The sequence below is a fragment of the Oleidesulfovibrio sp. genome, assembly GCF_047973035.1.
Classification (GTDB): Bacteria; Desulfobacterota; Desulfovibrionia; order Desulfovibrionales; family Desulfovibrionaceae; genus Oleidesulfovibrio.
In genome coordinates this window covers 38,993-54,017 of the sequence record NZ_JBKEBF010000020.1, presented here as the reverse complement: position 1 = coordinate 54,017, position 15,025 = coordinate 38,993, and the positions used below count along the sequence as shown (strand labels likewise).

The 15,025-nt window shown below is 51.0% G+C and carries 13 protein-coding genes and 2 riboswitches; all 13 genes read left to right on the top strand.

Translation table 11 applies throughout. The features are described from left to right. Positions 1-5: 5 nt before the first annotated feature. Positions 6-527 (top strand): TRAP transporter small permease, encoded by a 522-nt coding sequence (locus ACK5LI_RS06175; RefSeq protein ID WP_416947273.1) that lies wholly within the window; start codon positions 6-8, stop codon positions 525-527. Then, positions 524-1,807, top strand: coding sequence for a TRAP transporter large permease (locus ACK5LI_RS06170; RefSeq protein WP_416947271.1), 1,284 nt, complete (start codon positions 524-526; stop codon positions 1,805-1,807). The genes ACK5LI_RS06175 and ACK5LI_RS06170 overlap by 4 nt, the downstream gene beginning before the upstream one ends. Positions 1,808-1,871: 64 nt before the next feature. After that, the gene (locus ACK5LI_RS06165) at positions 1,872-2,642 is read left to right on the top strand and encodes a M15 family metallopeptidase (protein WP_416947269.1); all 771 of its coding nucleotides are present in this window, start codon (positions 1,872-1,874) and stop codon (positions 2,640-2,642) included. Positions 2,643-2,797: 155 nt separating this feature from the next. Further along, positions 2,798-4,372 carry a sigma 54-interacting transcriptional regulator gene (locus ACK5LI_RS06160; protein ID WP_416947267.1) on the top strand — a complete coding sequence of 525 codons (1,575 nt, stop codon included), beginning with the start codon at positions 2,798-2,800 and terminating at the stop codon, positions 4,370-4,372. Positions 4,373-4,697: 325 nt separating this feature from the next. After that, positions 4,698-5,810 (top strand): alanine dehydrogenase, encoded by a 1,113-nt coding sequence (gene ald / locus ACK5LI_RS06155; protein WP_416947265.1) that lies wholly within the window; start codon positions 4,698-4,700, stop codon positions 5,808-5,810. 146 nt (positions 5,811-5,956) lie between these two features. Continuing rightward, positions 5,957-6,060: riboswitch (TPP riboswitch) on the top strand. Between the two features lie 61 nt (positions 6,061-6,121). Beyond that, a riboswitch (TPP riboswitch) is annotated at positions 6,122-6,228 on the top strand. A gap of 135 nt (positions 6,229-6,363) precedes the next feature. Beyond that, entirely contained in the window at positions 6,364-6,564 is a 201-nt protein-coding gene (gene thiS, locus ACK5LI_RS06150) for a sulfur carrier protein ThiS (protein ID WP_416947263.1), read from the top strand. Then, the gene (locus ACK5LI_RS06145) at positions 6,564-7,355 is read left to right on the top strand and encodes a thiazole synthase (RefSeq protein WP_416947261.1); all 792 of its coding nucleotides are present in this window, start codon (positions 6,564-6,566) and stop codon (positions 7,353-7,355) included. The genes thiS and ACK5LI_RS06145 overlap by 1 nt, the downstream gene beginning before the upstream one ends. A 2-nt stretch (positions 7,356-7,357) precedes the next feature. Then, positions 7,358-8,560, top strand: a complete 1,203-nt coding sequence (gene thiH / locus ACK5LI_RS06140; RefSeq protein WP_416947259.1) for a 2-iminoacetate synthase ThiH — start codon at positions 7,358-7,360, stop codon at positions 8,558-8,560. A 2-nt stretch (positions 8,561-8,562) separates the two neighbouring features. After that, positions 8,563-9,189, top strand: a complete 627-nt coding sequence (gene thiF / locus ACK5LI_RS06135) for a sulfur carrier protein ThiS adenylyltransferase ThiF (protein ID WP_416947257.1) — start codon at positions 8,563-8,565, stop codon at positions 9,187-9,189. 10 nt (positions 9,190-9,199) lie between these two features. Next, positions 9,200-9,838, top strand: a complete 639-nt coding sequence (gene thiE, locus ACK5LI_RS06130) for a thiamine phosphate synthase (RefSeq protein ID WP_416947255.1) — start codon at positions 9,200-9,202, stop codon at positions 9,836-9,838. Between the two features lie 121 nt (positions 9,839-9,959). Continuing rightward, the gene (locus ACK5LI_RS06125; RefSeq protein WP_416947253.1) at positions 9,960-10,592 is read left to right on the top strand and encodes a TetR/AcrR family transcriptional regulator; all 633 of its coding nucleotides are present in this window, start codon (positions 9,960-9,962) and stop codon (positions 10,590-10,592) included. Further along, positions 10,586-11,614: an efflux RND transporter periplasmic adaptor subunit gene (locus ACK5LI_RS06120; protein WP_416947251.1), complete on the top strand. Its 1,029-nt coding sequence runs from the start codon at positions 10,586-10,588 to the stop codon at positions 11,612-11,614. The genes ACK5LI_RS06125 and ACK5LI_RS06120 overlap by 7 nt, the downstream gene beginning before the upstream one ends. A gap of 12 nt (positions 11,615-11,626) precedes the next feature. After that, entirely contained in the window at positions 11,627-14,833 is a 3,207-nt protein-coding gene (locus tag ACK5LI_RS06115; protein ID WP_416947249.1) for an efflux RND transporter permease subunit, read from the top strand. Positions 14,834-15,025: the final 192 nt, after the last annotated feature.

Genomic DNA, 15,025 nt, shown 5'->3' with positions numbered 1-15,025 from the left:
GGCGAATGGGCACTTATTGCCAAAAAGCCTCAGACACTTTGGAGCGCCTTTGTCTTGTGGGGGCAGGGGCGCTCCTTGTTGTCAATCTGGCCTCGGTCATGATCGGCGTGTTTTCACGTTTTTACCGAGCGCCTGTATGGACTACCGACCTAGCCAAGGTCACACTCGTCTGGATGGTCATGCTGGCTGCAGCTCCTGCACTGAAGCGCGGAGAGCATATGGCTATTCATATTCTTGTGGATAAGCTTTCCCCTAATGCCAGAAAACTGGCCGTTGCGTTTCGTACGGTTGTGTTTGTAAGCATTCTGGGGATTATGATCTGGCTTGGCGGAGCATACGCCTACAAGATGAGGCTTTTTACCATCATGACGTTGGGGATTAAGAAGGCGATACCGTTGATGGCTGTTCCGGTGGGCATGGCTTTGATGCTTATCGAATACAGCCTGCAGCAGTTTGTAGCTATTGATGCTCTGGCACAGAAGCCTGAAGATTCAGGCCAAAGTCCGGCAAGGGAGGATGTGCCATGAGTGTACTGTTACTGCTTGTCTTCTTTGCCATGCTGGCTACCGGTCTACCTTTGTTTATTGCCATGCTGTGTACGGCGCTGGCTGGCTTTGCCTACGTTGGCGATGCCAACCAGCTTCGCCTGATGGTGCAGCAGTTTTACGGGGGCATGGAGCCATTTTCTCTTCTTGCCATCCCGTACTTTATTCTGGTGGGCGAATTGATGGGCTGCGCAGGGCTGACCAGCAGGCTGCTTCGCTTTGCGGAGGCTCTGGTGGGGCACCTGAAGGGTGGGCTGGGCTACGTGACAGTTGTTGCCAGTATCATTTTTGCGGGTGTGAACGGTTCCGCTGCGGCGGATGCCTCTGCCGTAGGGTCAATCATGATTCCCGCCATGAAAAAAGGTGGCTATCCGGATTCGTATGCAGCGGGTCTGACTGCAGGCAGTTCTCTTATCGGTCCCATTATCCCGCCCAGCATCTTTATGATTCTGTTCGGGGCAATGACAAAGACCAATGTGGGTGGCTTGTTTATGGCGGGGGTTATCCCCGGTCTGCTGCTGGGCGTAGCCTTTATGATTATGCACCGCATCAGTGCCATCAGGCTGAATCTGCCCACGGTTAACTCTGCTTTTTCCGGCCGCGAACTTATGCGGGCTACTGCGGGGGCCATGGCAGCTCTTATTGCTCCCGGCATTATTATCGGCGGTATTCTGTTCGGGTTTATGACTCCTACGGAATCCGGTGCGATTGCCAGCCTGTATGTAGTTATCGTGGGCTTACTGTGGACGCGCGAGCTTACAATCAAAGGGATTCTGAGAGCGTTTTCCAATACGGTGCGCCTTACCAGTGTCATCTTTGTTGTGATTGGCGCGGCAACTATCGTCGGCTGGATTCTGTCTGCAGAAAAGGTGCCCCAGTCTATGGCGCCTGTCATTATGGAGTATGCAACCACGCCTACACAGGTGCTGCTGCTTATCAGCCTTATTGTGTTTGTAGTGGGCATGTTTATGGAAGAGATTGCAGCTTTGGTGTTGCTGACTCCTGTTTTTGCTCCTCTGGCAGTAGCAGCGGGTATTGATCCGTATCATTTTGGTATCGTGATGACTCTGAACATCACAATTGCGCTTATCACACCGCCTATGGGGGCTTGTGTCTATATTGTTTCTTCGGTGGGCGGCGTGGCGCTTGAAAAGATGTTCCGCCACATCTGGCCGTTTGTTCTTGTTGCTCTGGCATGTCAGCTGTTGCTGATTCTGGTGCCGGAGATTTCCATCTGGCTGCCCCATATGCTCGGATATTAGCGGCAAAATGGGTCGCCGGAGTATAGTCTGTGTGCCTGCTCCGGCGACTATAGCGGAGAGTTGTATGCAGAATAGAACCGAAGTGCCGATACCTTGTGCAAAAGACTTCAACTGGAATGATGTCTATGCAGTTTCAATAGCCGAGAATGAAGAGCCGCTGGTGCCGTTGTCTCTTGTGCCGGAAAAAATACTGGTGCGCTCAGCGTATTTTGAAGCCGGTATCGGTGGAGCGTTGCCGGAATGCTATGCTCGGGCTGAAGTTTTTGAAAAATTGCTTTGTGCAGCCAATTTGCTGCCGGCAGGACTGCGTATGGTTGTGCTTGATGCATGGCGTAGTCCTCAGGTGCAGACTGTGCTTTTTCAACGTTGCAGAAGTGCCCTGTCGCGAGCATATAAAGATGCGACAGATGCCGAGCTGCATGAACTGACGCAACAATATGTTGCTCGTCCCAGCTTTGATGCCTCAGCTCCTTCACCACATGTTACGGGTGGCGCCATTGACCTTGCGCTTGCCACACGTGACGGCAAGATGCTGTTTTTCGGCTCTCCTTTTGATTATCCGGAGCGGATTTCATACACCTGCCATCTGGAAGAGAAAGCTTCACAGGGAGTGCCGTTGACCGCAGGAGAGACAGAAGCCCTGAAAAATAGACGGCTGTTGTACTCCGTGATGCTGGAGGCAGGCTTTGTGAACTATTCTTGTGAGTGGTGGCATTATGAATATGGTACTCAACGCTGGGCGTTGGAGAGCGGTGAAGATTTTGCGGTTTACGGGCCCACAAGAGCTGTTCTCAATTATTTTGAATCTTTTGAAAAAATGCATCGCGATTCTTGATTGTGTGTTCGTTTTTTTCGCCGTAAAAGCCTGCGGGAGTTATGCTCCTGCAGGCTTGTTTGTTTTGTAAAACAGTGTTTTACTTGCGCTATTCCTGCCAGTTTGCCGCTGTCTGTTGTTGTAACCAGCAGGTATTGTATGAGTATGAGGGCCAAATGAAGCTGAAGCTTGAATTGATTTTTAAAGACCGTGTCGGGATTGTTTCAGACCTGTCTGCGCTGCTGGCAGGGCACGCGTTCACCATTGCGTCAATGGAGGTGGAGCGGAAAACAGACAAGGCCTATGTTTATATAGAAGCGGAGAAATGGGATGAAGAGGTAAAACGTGCAGCACTTTTTGATGTGCTGGCGAAGATTCCTGACGTTTTGGAGTTTCGTATTGTCGAGACACTGCCGGGTGAAGAACGCGAAAAGCGCTTTACTGTCATTCTGGATAATATCAGTGACGGTGTTCTTTCTATAGATTCACGAGGCAGAGTGACTGCCATCAATGCCGTAGCCCGCGACGTGTACGGATGCGATCTGGATACAGTGGGAAAACCTCTCTCTTCATTAGGACTTCCGGATAATGGCCTGTTGGAATGCCTGGAGGGCAAGGAACTGCTTAACGCCAAACGGGAAGTTACCACTCCGGGTGGCAGGGTTCAGTACTTTGTAACCCGTCGTCCGATACGAGATTCAAATGACCGTATTGTCGGTGCGGTGGAGCTTGCGCGTGATATGCGTGAAATCCGGCAGCTGGCACGTTCAATCACAGACCCTGAGCAGGTCAGCTTCGGGGATATTGTTGGGCAGGATGCCGCCATCGCTTTTGCTATCAGCTTTGCGGAAAAGGTCGCTTCAACGGACTCCATTATTTCCATCCGCGGAGAGAGTGGCACAGGTAAGGAGCTTTTTGCCAGAGCCATTCATTCTGCAAGCGGGCGTAGCGGACCTTTTGTGCCGGTGAACTGCGCAGCCTTGCCGGAGCAGCTGCTGGAAAGTGAACTTTTTGGTTATGAGCGCGGAGCATTTACCGGCGGCAGGCGTGAAGGAAAACAAGGGCTTTTTGAAGTTGCCCGCGGGGGAACTCTGTTTCTGGACGAAATAGGAGATATGCCTCTGACCTCGCAGGTAAAAATTTTGCGTGTAATTCAGGAAAGCAGAATGCGTCGCCTTGGTGGTTCGCAGGAAGTATCTGTCGATACCCGTATCATCACAGCCACCAACAGGACTCTTGAACGATTGGTAGAAGAGGGGCGTTTCCGTCAGGATTTGTACTATCGTATCAATGTGCTGCCTATTCACATCCCTCCGTTGAAAGAGCGCCTTGACGATATTCCGCTGCTTGTGGACCACTTCCTCTTAAGCCTTGCAACCCGACTGGATCAGCCCGCTCGCTCTCTTACTCCGGATGCACTGGAAAAGTTGCGGGCGCATCACTGGCCGGGCAACGTGCGTGAATTGAAGAACGTTGTTGAGCGGGCTGCTATTTTGTGTACGGGACAACTTGTACGAGAGTCACATATCCTTTTCAGCCATGAGCTTGAAGCCGGTATGGCGCGCAGTGTGGCGCGGTACACGCCTGTTGCGGCATCAGGAATGCGCGAAGCTGTGGCAGAGTTTGAACGCGGCATCATACGCGATGCATTAAGGCGTTCGCGCAGCATACGTAAGGCTGCGCAGGTTTTAGGAGTCTCACATTCTTCGTTACTGGCAAAAATGCGCAAGTTAGGTGTTGTTGTGGAATGAAATCAAACCATTTGGTTTTATTTCATTCCAATATTTTTTATTCTTTTATAATATGTTGTTATGTTTCTTTGTGGGGTGTGATGGTTTGTTTTTTTACCATATTAAGTTGTTCGATCACTCATTACCAGTGGCGTATTGCTACTTCCTGTTCAAGCGTCGCGTGAATAATGTTTTGTTTTTAAACATCTTTTTTCTTTGTTGACTATATCGAAAGTGCAGTGTCCCCGTGCTGTGAATTCTGGCAAGGTGTTTGCTTTATTCCCGATAAGGGTGTGCAGGCTTCTTGCCTGTTTTAATATGTATTTTCAGCGTGGAGGATTACGCTATGATCGTAGGTATTCTGAAAGAAATTAAGTCCGAAGAGAACCGCGTTTCCATGACCCCCGCCGGGGCAGAAGTGATGATTCATAACGGACATACTGTACTTGTTGAAAAAAATGCCGGTCAGGGCAGCGGCTTTTTGGATGAAGCCTACATCAAAGCGGGTGCTGAGATTGTAGAGACTCCTCAGGAAATTTTTGCGCGTGCAGATATGGTCATGCACGTTAAGGAACCGTTGCCGTCCGAGTATGGCCTTATCCGCGAAGGGCAGATTGTTTTTACGTACCTTCATCTTGCAGCAGATGAAACTCTCACTAAAGCTTTGGTCGACAGTAAGGCCGTATGCATCGCTTACGAAACCATTCAGAAGCCTGATGGAAGCCTGCCCCTGCTTACTCCCATGAGTGAAGTTGCAGGGCGTATGGCCATTCAGCAGGGTGCCAAGTACCTTGAAATGACTCAGGGCGGCCATGGCGTATTGCTGGGCGGTGTTCCCGGTGTTGATCCCGGAACAGTTGTTGTTATCGGTGGCGGTGTGGTTGGTACCAACGCAGCTAAAATGGCATGCGGGCTGGGAGCGAAGGTATATATCCTTGATATGAACCTTGACCGCCTGCGTTACCTTAGCGATATTATGCCTGCCAACTGCTTCCCGCTGATGTCTTCGCCTGCCACGCTTCGTAAGCTGGTGCGCGAGGCTGACGTGGTTGTTGGTGCGGTGCTTGTTGCCGGTGCCAAGGCTCCGCGCCTTGTCACCCGCGAAATGCTGAAGACAATGAAGCGCGGTTCTGTACTGGTAGACGTAGCCATTGATCAGGGCGGTTGCTTTGAGACTTCGCACCCGACCACACATAAGGACCCCATCTTTGTAGTGGACGATGTTGTGCATTATTGTGTTGCAAACATGCCCGGCGCTGTAGCCAAAACTTCCACTCTGGCTTTGACCAACGCCACTTTGCCCTACGCTGTGACTCTTGCGAATAAAGGGTGGAAGAAGGCAATGCAGGACAGTCATGAAATCGCGCTGGGCGCTAACGTCATTGCCGGTGAGATTACTTACAAAGGAGTGGCAGAAGCGTTCGATATGCCTTATGTCGATGTGGAAAAATTCCTGTAATACCAGCTTCGTCACTCCGGTTGGCGGCTTTCGTGGGTAATTAGTGGTGCTCCGGTCGGTTCTCCGGCCGGAGCTTTATTGTTAGTGTAGCGGGTGTTTTTTCAAAAAGGTGCTTTACAGGGTGCAGGCGTTCAGCTACTGTGCTTTCAAACAGCTAGGGGAGCCTGTAAGGCTGAGATTGAAGCGTAACGCTTCTGACCCTTTGAACCTGATGCGGGAAACCGTCGTAGGGAAGCTGGCAGACATATCAAGCATATGCAAGCCGGCAAAAGTCGGCTTTTTTTGTATATGACCCAGGGCGCATGCATGTGCGCCTGTGCTGGGGGGGCCTTGTAAGGCTGAGATTGAAGCGTAAAGCTTCTGACCCCTTGAACCTGATGCAGTTAATACTGCCGAAGGGAAGCCATGATTTTTCGTTGCGGAACATCTGCGGCTTGTCTTTCGGGCAGGCCGCTTTTTTTGTGCCGCTTAGTTCGGGCATTGATAGCGTAGCCCGCCGGGATGCCTGCCTGCCGTTGTGCAGGCGGAATTATGTCATCAAGGGGCAGTGTGAATGATCATCAGGTTAAACGGCAAAGAGGAAGATGTTCCTTCCGGACTGACCATTAGTGAACTGCTAAAGGGTAGAGGTCTGAATGTAGCTGCGGTGGTTGTGGAACTGAACAGAGCCATCATACCGGCAGACGCATTTGCGGCGACGGCGCTGCATGAAGGGGATGAACTGGAAATCCTGCATTTTGTGGGAGGGGGCTAATGGAACACACAACACACAACAACAACGATCTACTGGTGCTTGGCGGCGTTTCGCTTGAAAGTCGTCTGTTTATAGGCACCGGCAAGTATGGCTCCGACAGTCTTATTCCCGACGTGGCAGCCGCCAGCGGCGCTCAGGTGATTACGGTGGCATTGCGGCGTGTCGATTTACAGGCCGCAACAGGCAATGTGATGAATCACATTCCGCAGCACATGCAGCTTTTGCCTAATACATCCGGGGCGCGCACGGCTGATGAAGCCGTGCGCATCGCCCGGCTGGCCCGTGCCGCAGGATGCGGTAACTGGATAAAAATCGAAGTTATCTCTGATAACAGGTTTTTGCTTCCCGACGGGTATGAAACTGCAAAAGCAACAGAAGTCTTAGCAGCAGAGGGGTTTGTGGTGTTGCCGTACATGAACCCGGACCTGTACGTAGCTCGGGACCTTGTGAACGCAGGTGCCACAGCTGTAATGCCCTTGGGGGCGCCTATCGGTACAAACCGTGGGCTGCGCACCAAGGAGATGATCGGCATTTTGATTGATGAAATTTCACTTCCTGTCATCGTGGACGCCGGTATCGGCAAGCCATCTGAAGCATGCGAAGCCATGGAGATGGGGGCAGCAGCCTGTCTGGTGAATACGGCCATCGCATCTGCGGGCGATCCTGCAGGTATGGCTTCTGCTTTTGGCGAAGCTGTCCGTGCCGGTCGTCGTGCATGGCTTGCAGGCGCAGGTGCTGTGCTTGACGGGCGTGCCGAGGCCTCTTCACCTTTGCTCGGCTTTTTGGATTAATCATGCATACGCAGACAGAAACAGACTGTGGCCGCGCTGCATCTGGTGTGATTTCTCAGCATGACAAAACACAGGATGCAGGGGGCTTTTATGAAGTAGTCCGGCAGATGCAGCAGCTTGATATTAAAGCTGCCTGCTTAGCTGCGGATGACTTTCGGGTCCGGACTGCTTTGGCTAAGGATTCGTTATCGCCGGAAGACTTTCTTGCGCTGCTGTCTCCTGCGGCAAGGCCGCATATGGAAGCTATGGCCCGAAAGGCCCGTGATGTGACTGTCCGCCAGTTCGGCAGAACTATCCAGCTTTTTACACCGCTGTATCTTTCAAACTGGTGCACGAACAGGTGCGTGTACTGCAGTTTTAACGCATGCAGCGGCATAGATCGTATGCAGCTGGATGCAGATGGCGTACGCCGTGAAGGGCAGGCCATTGCCGCAACTGGCCTTAAGCATCTGTTGCTGCTTACGGGTGAAGCACCGGTAAAGGCTTCCGTTGACTATATGTGCGATTGCGCAGCCGTATTGCGTCCGCTGTTTCCGTCACTCAGCGTAGAAGTATATGCATTGACTGAAGCTGAATACCGCAGGCTTTGTGATGCCGGAATCGACGGGATGACGTTGTTTCAGGAAACATACAACGAAGAAATTTATCCTCCTCTTCATCCCGCAGGGCCGAAAAGCAACTACCACTTTAGGCTTGGTGCACCGGAGCGGGCATGTAAGGCCGGTATGCGTTCTGTGAATATCGGTGCGTTGCTGGGGCTGGACGAATGGCAAAGTGATGCGTTTATGACCGGTATGCATGCGCTGTGGCTGCAGCACCATTATCCCGGAGTGGAGATTGCCGTATCACTGCCGCGTATGCGGCCGTATGCCGGCAGCTTCCAGCCTGCCTGTGATGTAGATGATAAAGCGCTTGTCCAGATTATGCTGGCGCTGCGTCTGTTCCTGCCCCGTTGCGGGATTACCATTTCCACAAGAGAACGTCCCGCCTTCCGTGATAACTTGATGCCGCTTGGCGTTACGCGCATGAGTGCCGGTGTTTCCACCTCGGTAGGTGGTTATGCGGAAAATGACGACAAGGGCGTTGGGCAGTTCGAGATTTCAGACCCGCGCTCGGTAGATGAGGTCGTGCAGGCTATTCTGAAAGCGGGCTATCAACCTGTTTTCAAAGACTGGCACCCGCTGGATGGCGGCTGCGCGGTGTAAGCATGGGTGATTTGCTGAATGGCCTTCAGCGGCATCTGACCTGCGCTCAGATTGCTGCCTTGCAGAATACGACCGTCGGCATTGCCGGAGCAGGAGGGCTTGGCTCTAACTGCGCTGCCATGCTGGTTCGTAGTGGTGTGCGTAAGCTGGTGCTGGCGGATTATGACCGTATAGAGCCGTCTAATCTGAATCGCCAATGGTTTACGCCGGATCAGCTCGGTATGCCCAAGGTGCAGGCCCTTGCTGATAATCTGCGTAAGCTGGAGCCTGAGCTTGATTTACATGTATACGAACAAAAGCTCGATCTGGCTGGTCTGACAACAATTTTTGACGGCTGCGATGTGCTTGTGGAGGCTGTTGACGATGCGGAAGTCAAAAGCATGATTGCCGCATTTTGTCTGAGCCGGAGTGTGTTTTTTGTAAGTGCCTCAGGCATGGCAGGATGGGGCGGGCCAGTTATGATTTCCCGCCCTGTGCGTGATGCCGGAGTCATTGTCGGCGATATGCAGACTGCTGTTTCAGACGCGCTGCCACCGATGGCGCCGAGAGTTATTATGGCCGCTGCCATGCAGGCCGATGCGGTTCTCTGCCGCATTCTGGGGGCTTGCTCTTGTGAAGGCCCGAAGTAGGAGTGTCGTAATGAAGATGAATATGGCCGATTGGGATATATACTGCCTTACAGATGCCGGACTTTCACGCGGTCGTAGTACCGTGACGGTGGTTTCCGAAATGTTAAAAGCCGGTGCCACAGTAATTCAGTATCGCGAAAAAGATAAAAAAGCAGGAGAGATGTTTGAAGAGTGCCTTGCTATCCGCGAACTGACGCGTCAGGCTGGCTGCTGTTTTATCGTAAACGATCACATCGAGATCGCTATGTTGTGCGATGCTGATGGAGTGCATATCGGGCAGGAAGACTTGCCTGTGGCCTCGGTGCGACAGCTTATCGGAGACGACAAAATTATCGGCCTTTCCACGCATTCACCGGAACAATGCCGTGCTGCCATAAAAGCAGGCGTAGACTACATTGGCGTGGGGCCTGTCTTTTTTACTAAAACCAAAAAGGATGTCTGTGATCCTGTAGGGTTTGAATATCTGGACTATGTAGTCGGAAATCACAGTATTCCATTCGTCGCTATCGGCGGTATTAAAGCTGGTAATATCAAAGAGGTCGCCTCTCATGGTGCGCGGTGCTGCGCGTTGGTTTCTGAGATTGTCGGCGCTGATGACATAGCTGATATGTTACGTGGTCTGCGCAGCGTAATTGCTGAGTTCAGATGAAATTTTAATAAATAAGCACGACAAGCCGCCTTCGGGCGGCTTTTTTTATGCCGTGGCCTGCAGTGTCGTAAAAAAAGTGAACAGTGTTTACTTTTTTTGAAGCATGGGGTAGCACTTTTATATGGTTGATAGTCGCTCTAAAAAAGCAAGAAGTGTCAAGCATGACAGCAAGCGTCGGGTTATACTTGATGCTGCTCGTATGCTTTTTGCCCATGACGGTGTGGGTAGTGTGTCCATGCGTAATCTGGCACGCGATGTAGGGTGCAGCGCAGCTGTTCTGTATAGATATTTTCCGAGCAAGGAAGCAATATTGTGGGAGTTGCGCTGTGAAGGCATCAGATTGTTGAATGATGCCCTTATGCCCAGTGCTGAAATTACCGACCCGCTTGAAAGATTGCAGCATCTCGGAAAAGTGTATGTTCAGCATGGTCTTGCGCATCTTGAATATTATGAACTGATGTTCAGAACGCCTTTTTATGAGTTCGATGCAGGGGCATTGCCTGAAGGATTGCCAACTGATGCTTTAGAACTGCTGCATACGACTGTCTCTGATTGTATGAAAGAAGGATACTTTGCAGGAAGTACTCATGGTACTGTGGTAAGCAGTATGTGGGCTCTTGTACATGGTGTGGTGAGTTTGATTTTGAACGGTCGTGCCGGGTTGATGATTGGCCAGGGGGAAATTCAGGCAATGGTGGAGAATGTGCCTGATCTGGTCATAAGCCTTGCACGGGTAGCGAGGGGTAAATGTTGAAATATGTAAAGCAATTTTGCTGCAGTTTGCTGTTTATATGCGTTGCCTTGGGGCAGGCCGTAACTGCGCACGCTGCAGAACAGAGTTCTTCTGCGGCGTCATTTTCAGCGGAACAGGCACACAGGGCTGTCACTCTGACAGGGTTCACAAGGCCGCGTACGCGCCTTGTGCTGGTTAGTGAAGTGTCTGCCAGATGCACCGACGTGTATGCCGACGTGGGAGATGCTATTAACGAGAAAAGTGCTTTTGCTGACCTTGATACAACGTTTATCAAGCTTGAGTTGCAAGGTAACAGAGCTGATCAGCGTCGCCTGAAGAGTGATGTGAATTACTACGAGAAAGAGTCGTCACGGTATAAGAACCTTGTAGGCGGTAAACATGCTGCTCAGTCCCAGCTTGATGGCATTATTCGCGATCTGGTGACTGCACGGCAGCAAATGGAACGCATGCGCATTGATGAAATGACGCTTGTGGAACGGTTGCGTAGACATACGATCAAAGCACCCGCAGGCTGGCGTGTTATAGAGCGAGAGGTTGAACCCGGAGAGTGGGTGACACAAGGACAGGAGCTTGGCGTTGTCGGCGATTTCGGCACCATGCTTGTTCCGCTTGCCCTCAGTGTCCGTGAATTTGAAGCGCTGAAGGCTATGTCCGGCATCAAATTATTCCTGCCCGATTCTGGCGTACACATTCCTGCCGTTATCGAACGTGTTTCTCCCGATTTTGATCCCGATACCCGTAAAATCAACGTAGACTTGCAGATTGAAGACTCAGGAGCAAATCTTCGCGGCGGGCTTCGCACTGAATTGTCACTGAGTATGGCTGATGAAGGCGGCTCCGTGGTTGTGCCTGAATCCGCACTGACCAGAGCATATGAGGACTGGTTTCTTGTTTTGCCTTCAGGAGAAAGAGTGCGCGTGTTCGTTCAGGGCAGAGGTGAAAAAGAAGGGACAATGCGAATCAGGTCCGCTCAGGTAAAGCCCGGTGATCAGTTTTTGCTTAGTCCGTCTAAAAGCAACTAGCGGAGAATTAAAATGAAATCAGTTGTCCGCTTTACATTGCGCCAGACGGTCTTGCTCAACCTGCTGTTTGTTCTGCTGATCATCATCGGTGCCTTTAGTATGCTTACGTTACCCGTAGAGCGTTATCCCAACGTGGATATGGGCAAAGTAATTGTTGTGGGAGTTCTGCCCGGTGCCTCACCGGATGAAGTCGAGGCATTGGTAACCAGAAAGATTGAAGATGCTCTTGATGGTCTTGAAAACGTGGAGTTTGTGCGGGCGTCATCGTACCGCCAACGCTCCAGCGTTGTAGTCAAATTTATTGATGATACGGACTATGACGCACAATACGACGAGCTGCGTTTCAGAGTTCTTTCCATACAGAATGACCTGCCGGAAGAAATGGACCCGCCCGAGTTTATTAAAATTGATATGGACGTGTGGGTTCCGGTCATGTCCATTAATCTGGTGGGTGACCGCTCCAACCGCGCACTTACTTTGATGGCCGAAGAGCTGAAGATTCATCTTGAGCGGCTTAATGGCGTAAAAGAAGTGAATGTAGAAGGTGAACATTTGCGTGAGTTCCATGTGGAACTTGATCCTACGCGCATGAGCCGCTACGGCGTCACCTTCAATGAAGTGGCAGAAGCATTGCAGAAGAGTAACGTCTCTGTACCTGCCGGTGATTTTTCAAGCCGTGGAAAAGAGTTTGTTCTGCTGGTGGATGAACGCTTCAGAACCCGTGAAGATATTGCGGAGACCATTATCCGGCGCGATGGTGACGGCTCTTTTGTGCGTGTGGAAGATGTGATGAGTGCGGCTTTTGTTTCATACAGAGAGCCGGAAGTCATTGCTTCGGTGAATGGCCGCGATAGCGTTGCCGTGAACGTGGTGAAGCTTGATGAAGGTAATGCGCTGGATATCGGCGAAGAAGTAGAGCGCATCCTTGCGGAATATCAGCCAGTGCTTGAGCGTGAAGGCGTGCAAGCCATCATTACACTGGATCAGCGTAAACACATTGATCAGGCTATGAGCACTCTGGGCTCTAACTTGCTGCTTGGTATTATACTGGTTTGCGCAGTTATCTGGGTTGTAATGGGCTTTCGTAACGCCATGGTCACTTCCGTGGGCATTCCTTTTGCTTTTCTGGTGACCATGGTGCTGATGAAGCTGACAGGCAACTCGCTTAATGAGATTACATTGTTCTCCTTTGTACTTGTAGCAGGCATCATCGTGGATGACGCCATTGTTGTAGTGGAGAATATCTACAGACATGTGCAGGAAGGTGCCTCGCTGCGTAATGCTGTTGTAGACGGCACTGCAGAGGTGGCATTGCCTATTGTATCTGCTACGGCAACTACCGTGGCGGCATTTCTGCCCATGCTTATCATGACAGGCTCCACAGGTCAGTTCTTTGCTCTTATTCCTAAAGCAATCAGCTTTGCGCTGGTTGCCTCATTAGTGGAATGTTTGTTTATCCTGCCGCTGCATTTTCTGGACTGGCCGGGCAGAGGCAAACTTATGCAGGGGGCCGCGGCGCATACAGAAGACAAAGCATTTATGATTGCCTTGAGGAACCTTGCAGAACGCGGTTTGCGTATCGCCCTGCGTTTCCGCTGGGTTACCCTCGGCTCTGTGTTGATGGCATTTGTCGTGGCGCTGTTTATTTTCGGTGTTTCAATGAGTGGCGTAATGCCCCTGCTGCGCATAAAGTTTTTTCCGGATAGCTACACAACGTTTTATATTACAGTTGAAGCACCGGAAGCGACGCCTATCACGACAACCTCTGACCAGATTCGTGAGTTCGGTCGCTTTATGGAAAGTCTCGGCTCGGGCATGACCCGTTCCGCATCCGGTGTGGCTGGTTATTATCTGGATGAGGACTATCAGACCGTGCATGGTTCAAATCTTGGCATGGTAACAGTTGAATTGCCTGTAACATCGCAACAGCATTTTGCCGACTATCCTGATAATGACCCGCAGGCGCATCTGGATGATATCCGCAAGCGTGTTGCAGAGCGGACGCCGGAAGGGTGGAGTATTCTGGTTCGGCCTGAAAAAGACGGGCCTCCTGTCGGTAAGGATGTGAATGTCCGTATTCTGGGTAGCGACCCTGTTTCTGTAAGCAAACTTACGGCTGAGATACGTGGTTTCCTTGAGCAACAGGAAAATATCGGGCCGCACTTGATTGATCTTGCCGATGATACCGGCCAGCCGAATTATGTTTTCCGCTTTCGTCCTAGAGAAGACCGTGTGGCTGAATATGGTCTTGATACAAGCACCGTGGCAGGACTGGCAGGCTCCGTTCTGGACGGTCGGTTTGTGGGCGAATTCAGGCTGGCAGATGAAGATGTCGACCTGCGGTTAAAAATCGACAATGGTTTTTTGCAGCGGCCGGAAGATGCGCTTGATGTTCCTGTTCTTGAACACAACAGCGGTCCCGTAAGGCTGGGCGACTTGTGTACGGTGTCATCTTACAAGGAAGTAGGGCAGTTGAACCGCTACCAGCGGCAAAGGGCTATTACTTTGACTGCAAACATTAAACCGGGTGCGCCTATTTCTACTCAGTATATTATCCATGCCGTAAAACAGCACTATACGAGTATCGAACGCGAATACCCGGGGGCAACTCTGGACTTCAGCGGTGAGTTTGCAAGCACTCAGCGTTCTTATCAGTCTTTGATGATAGCGTTTTTTATGGCGCTGTTGATTATCTACGTGATTCTGGCTACGCAGTTCCAGTCGTACGTGCAGCCGCTTATCATTTTGTCAGCCGTTGTATTTGCACTGACAGGTGTTGTGTTTGGTACCTTTTTCACCAGAACGTTGCTTACAGTGAACAGCTTTGTAGCCACAGTCGGGGTGACTGGCGTTGTTGTAAACGATTCGCTGGTGCTGGTGGACTTTATGAATAAGCTCTACCGCAAAGGGCTGAACAGAACAGACGCCGCTATTCAGGGCATGCGTATACGCCTGCGGCCAATCCTGCTTACTACGCTGACCACCATGCTCGGCCTGCTTCCCATGGCAGTGGGTATTCCCAGCTATTCGTTAGTCTGGGGAACCATGGCGTCCACATTTGTTACCGGACTTTGTACAGCTACATTGCTGACGCTGTTTGTCATCCCCATTCAATGGCACCTTGTAATGGGGTATCACGAATGGCGTCAGAAAAAGTTCGGCAAGCCTGTATATGAAGAGGTGGCTGCTGACGAGGGGGCATCTTCGTCTGAAAAGTAAGCTGCGTTGATGGCGCCGGCTTTGTATAAGCACTGTAAAATATCATATGGACTTTGAGCTCAAGCTGGTTGCATTGCCAGATATACATTGAGTTTGAAGGCGATATGGTCTTTTTATTTTTACTGTTAGCCGTCATATCCGGCGACTCTGAGGGGGATGTAACCCTGCTGGTAAAGTTGGTTGTAACAGGTG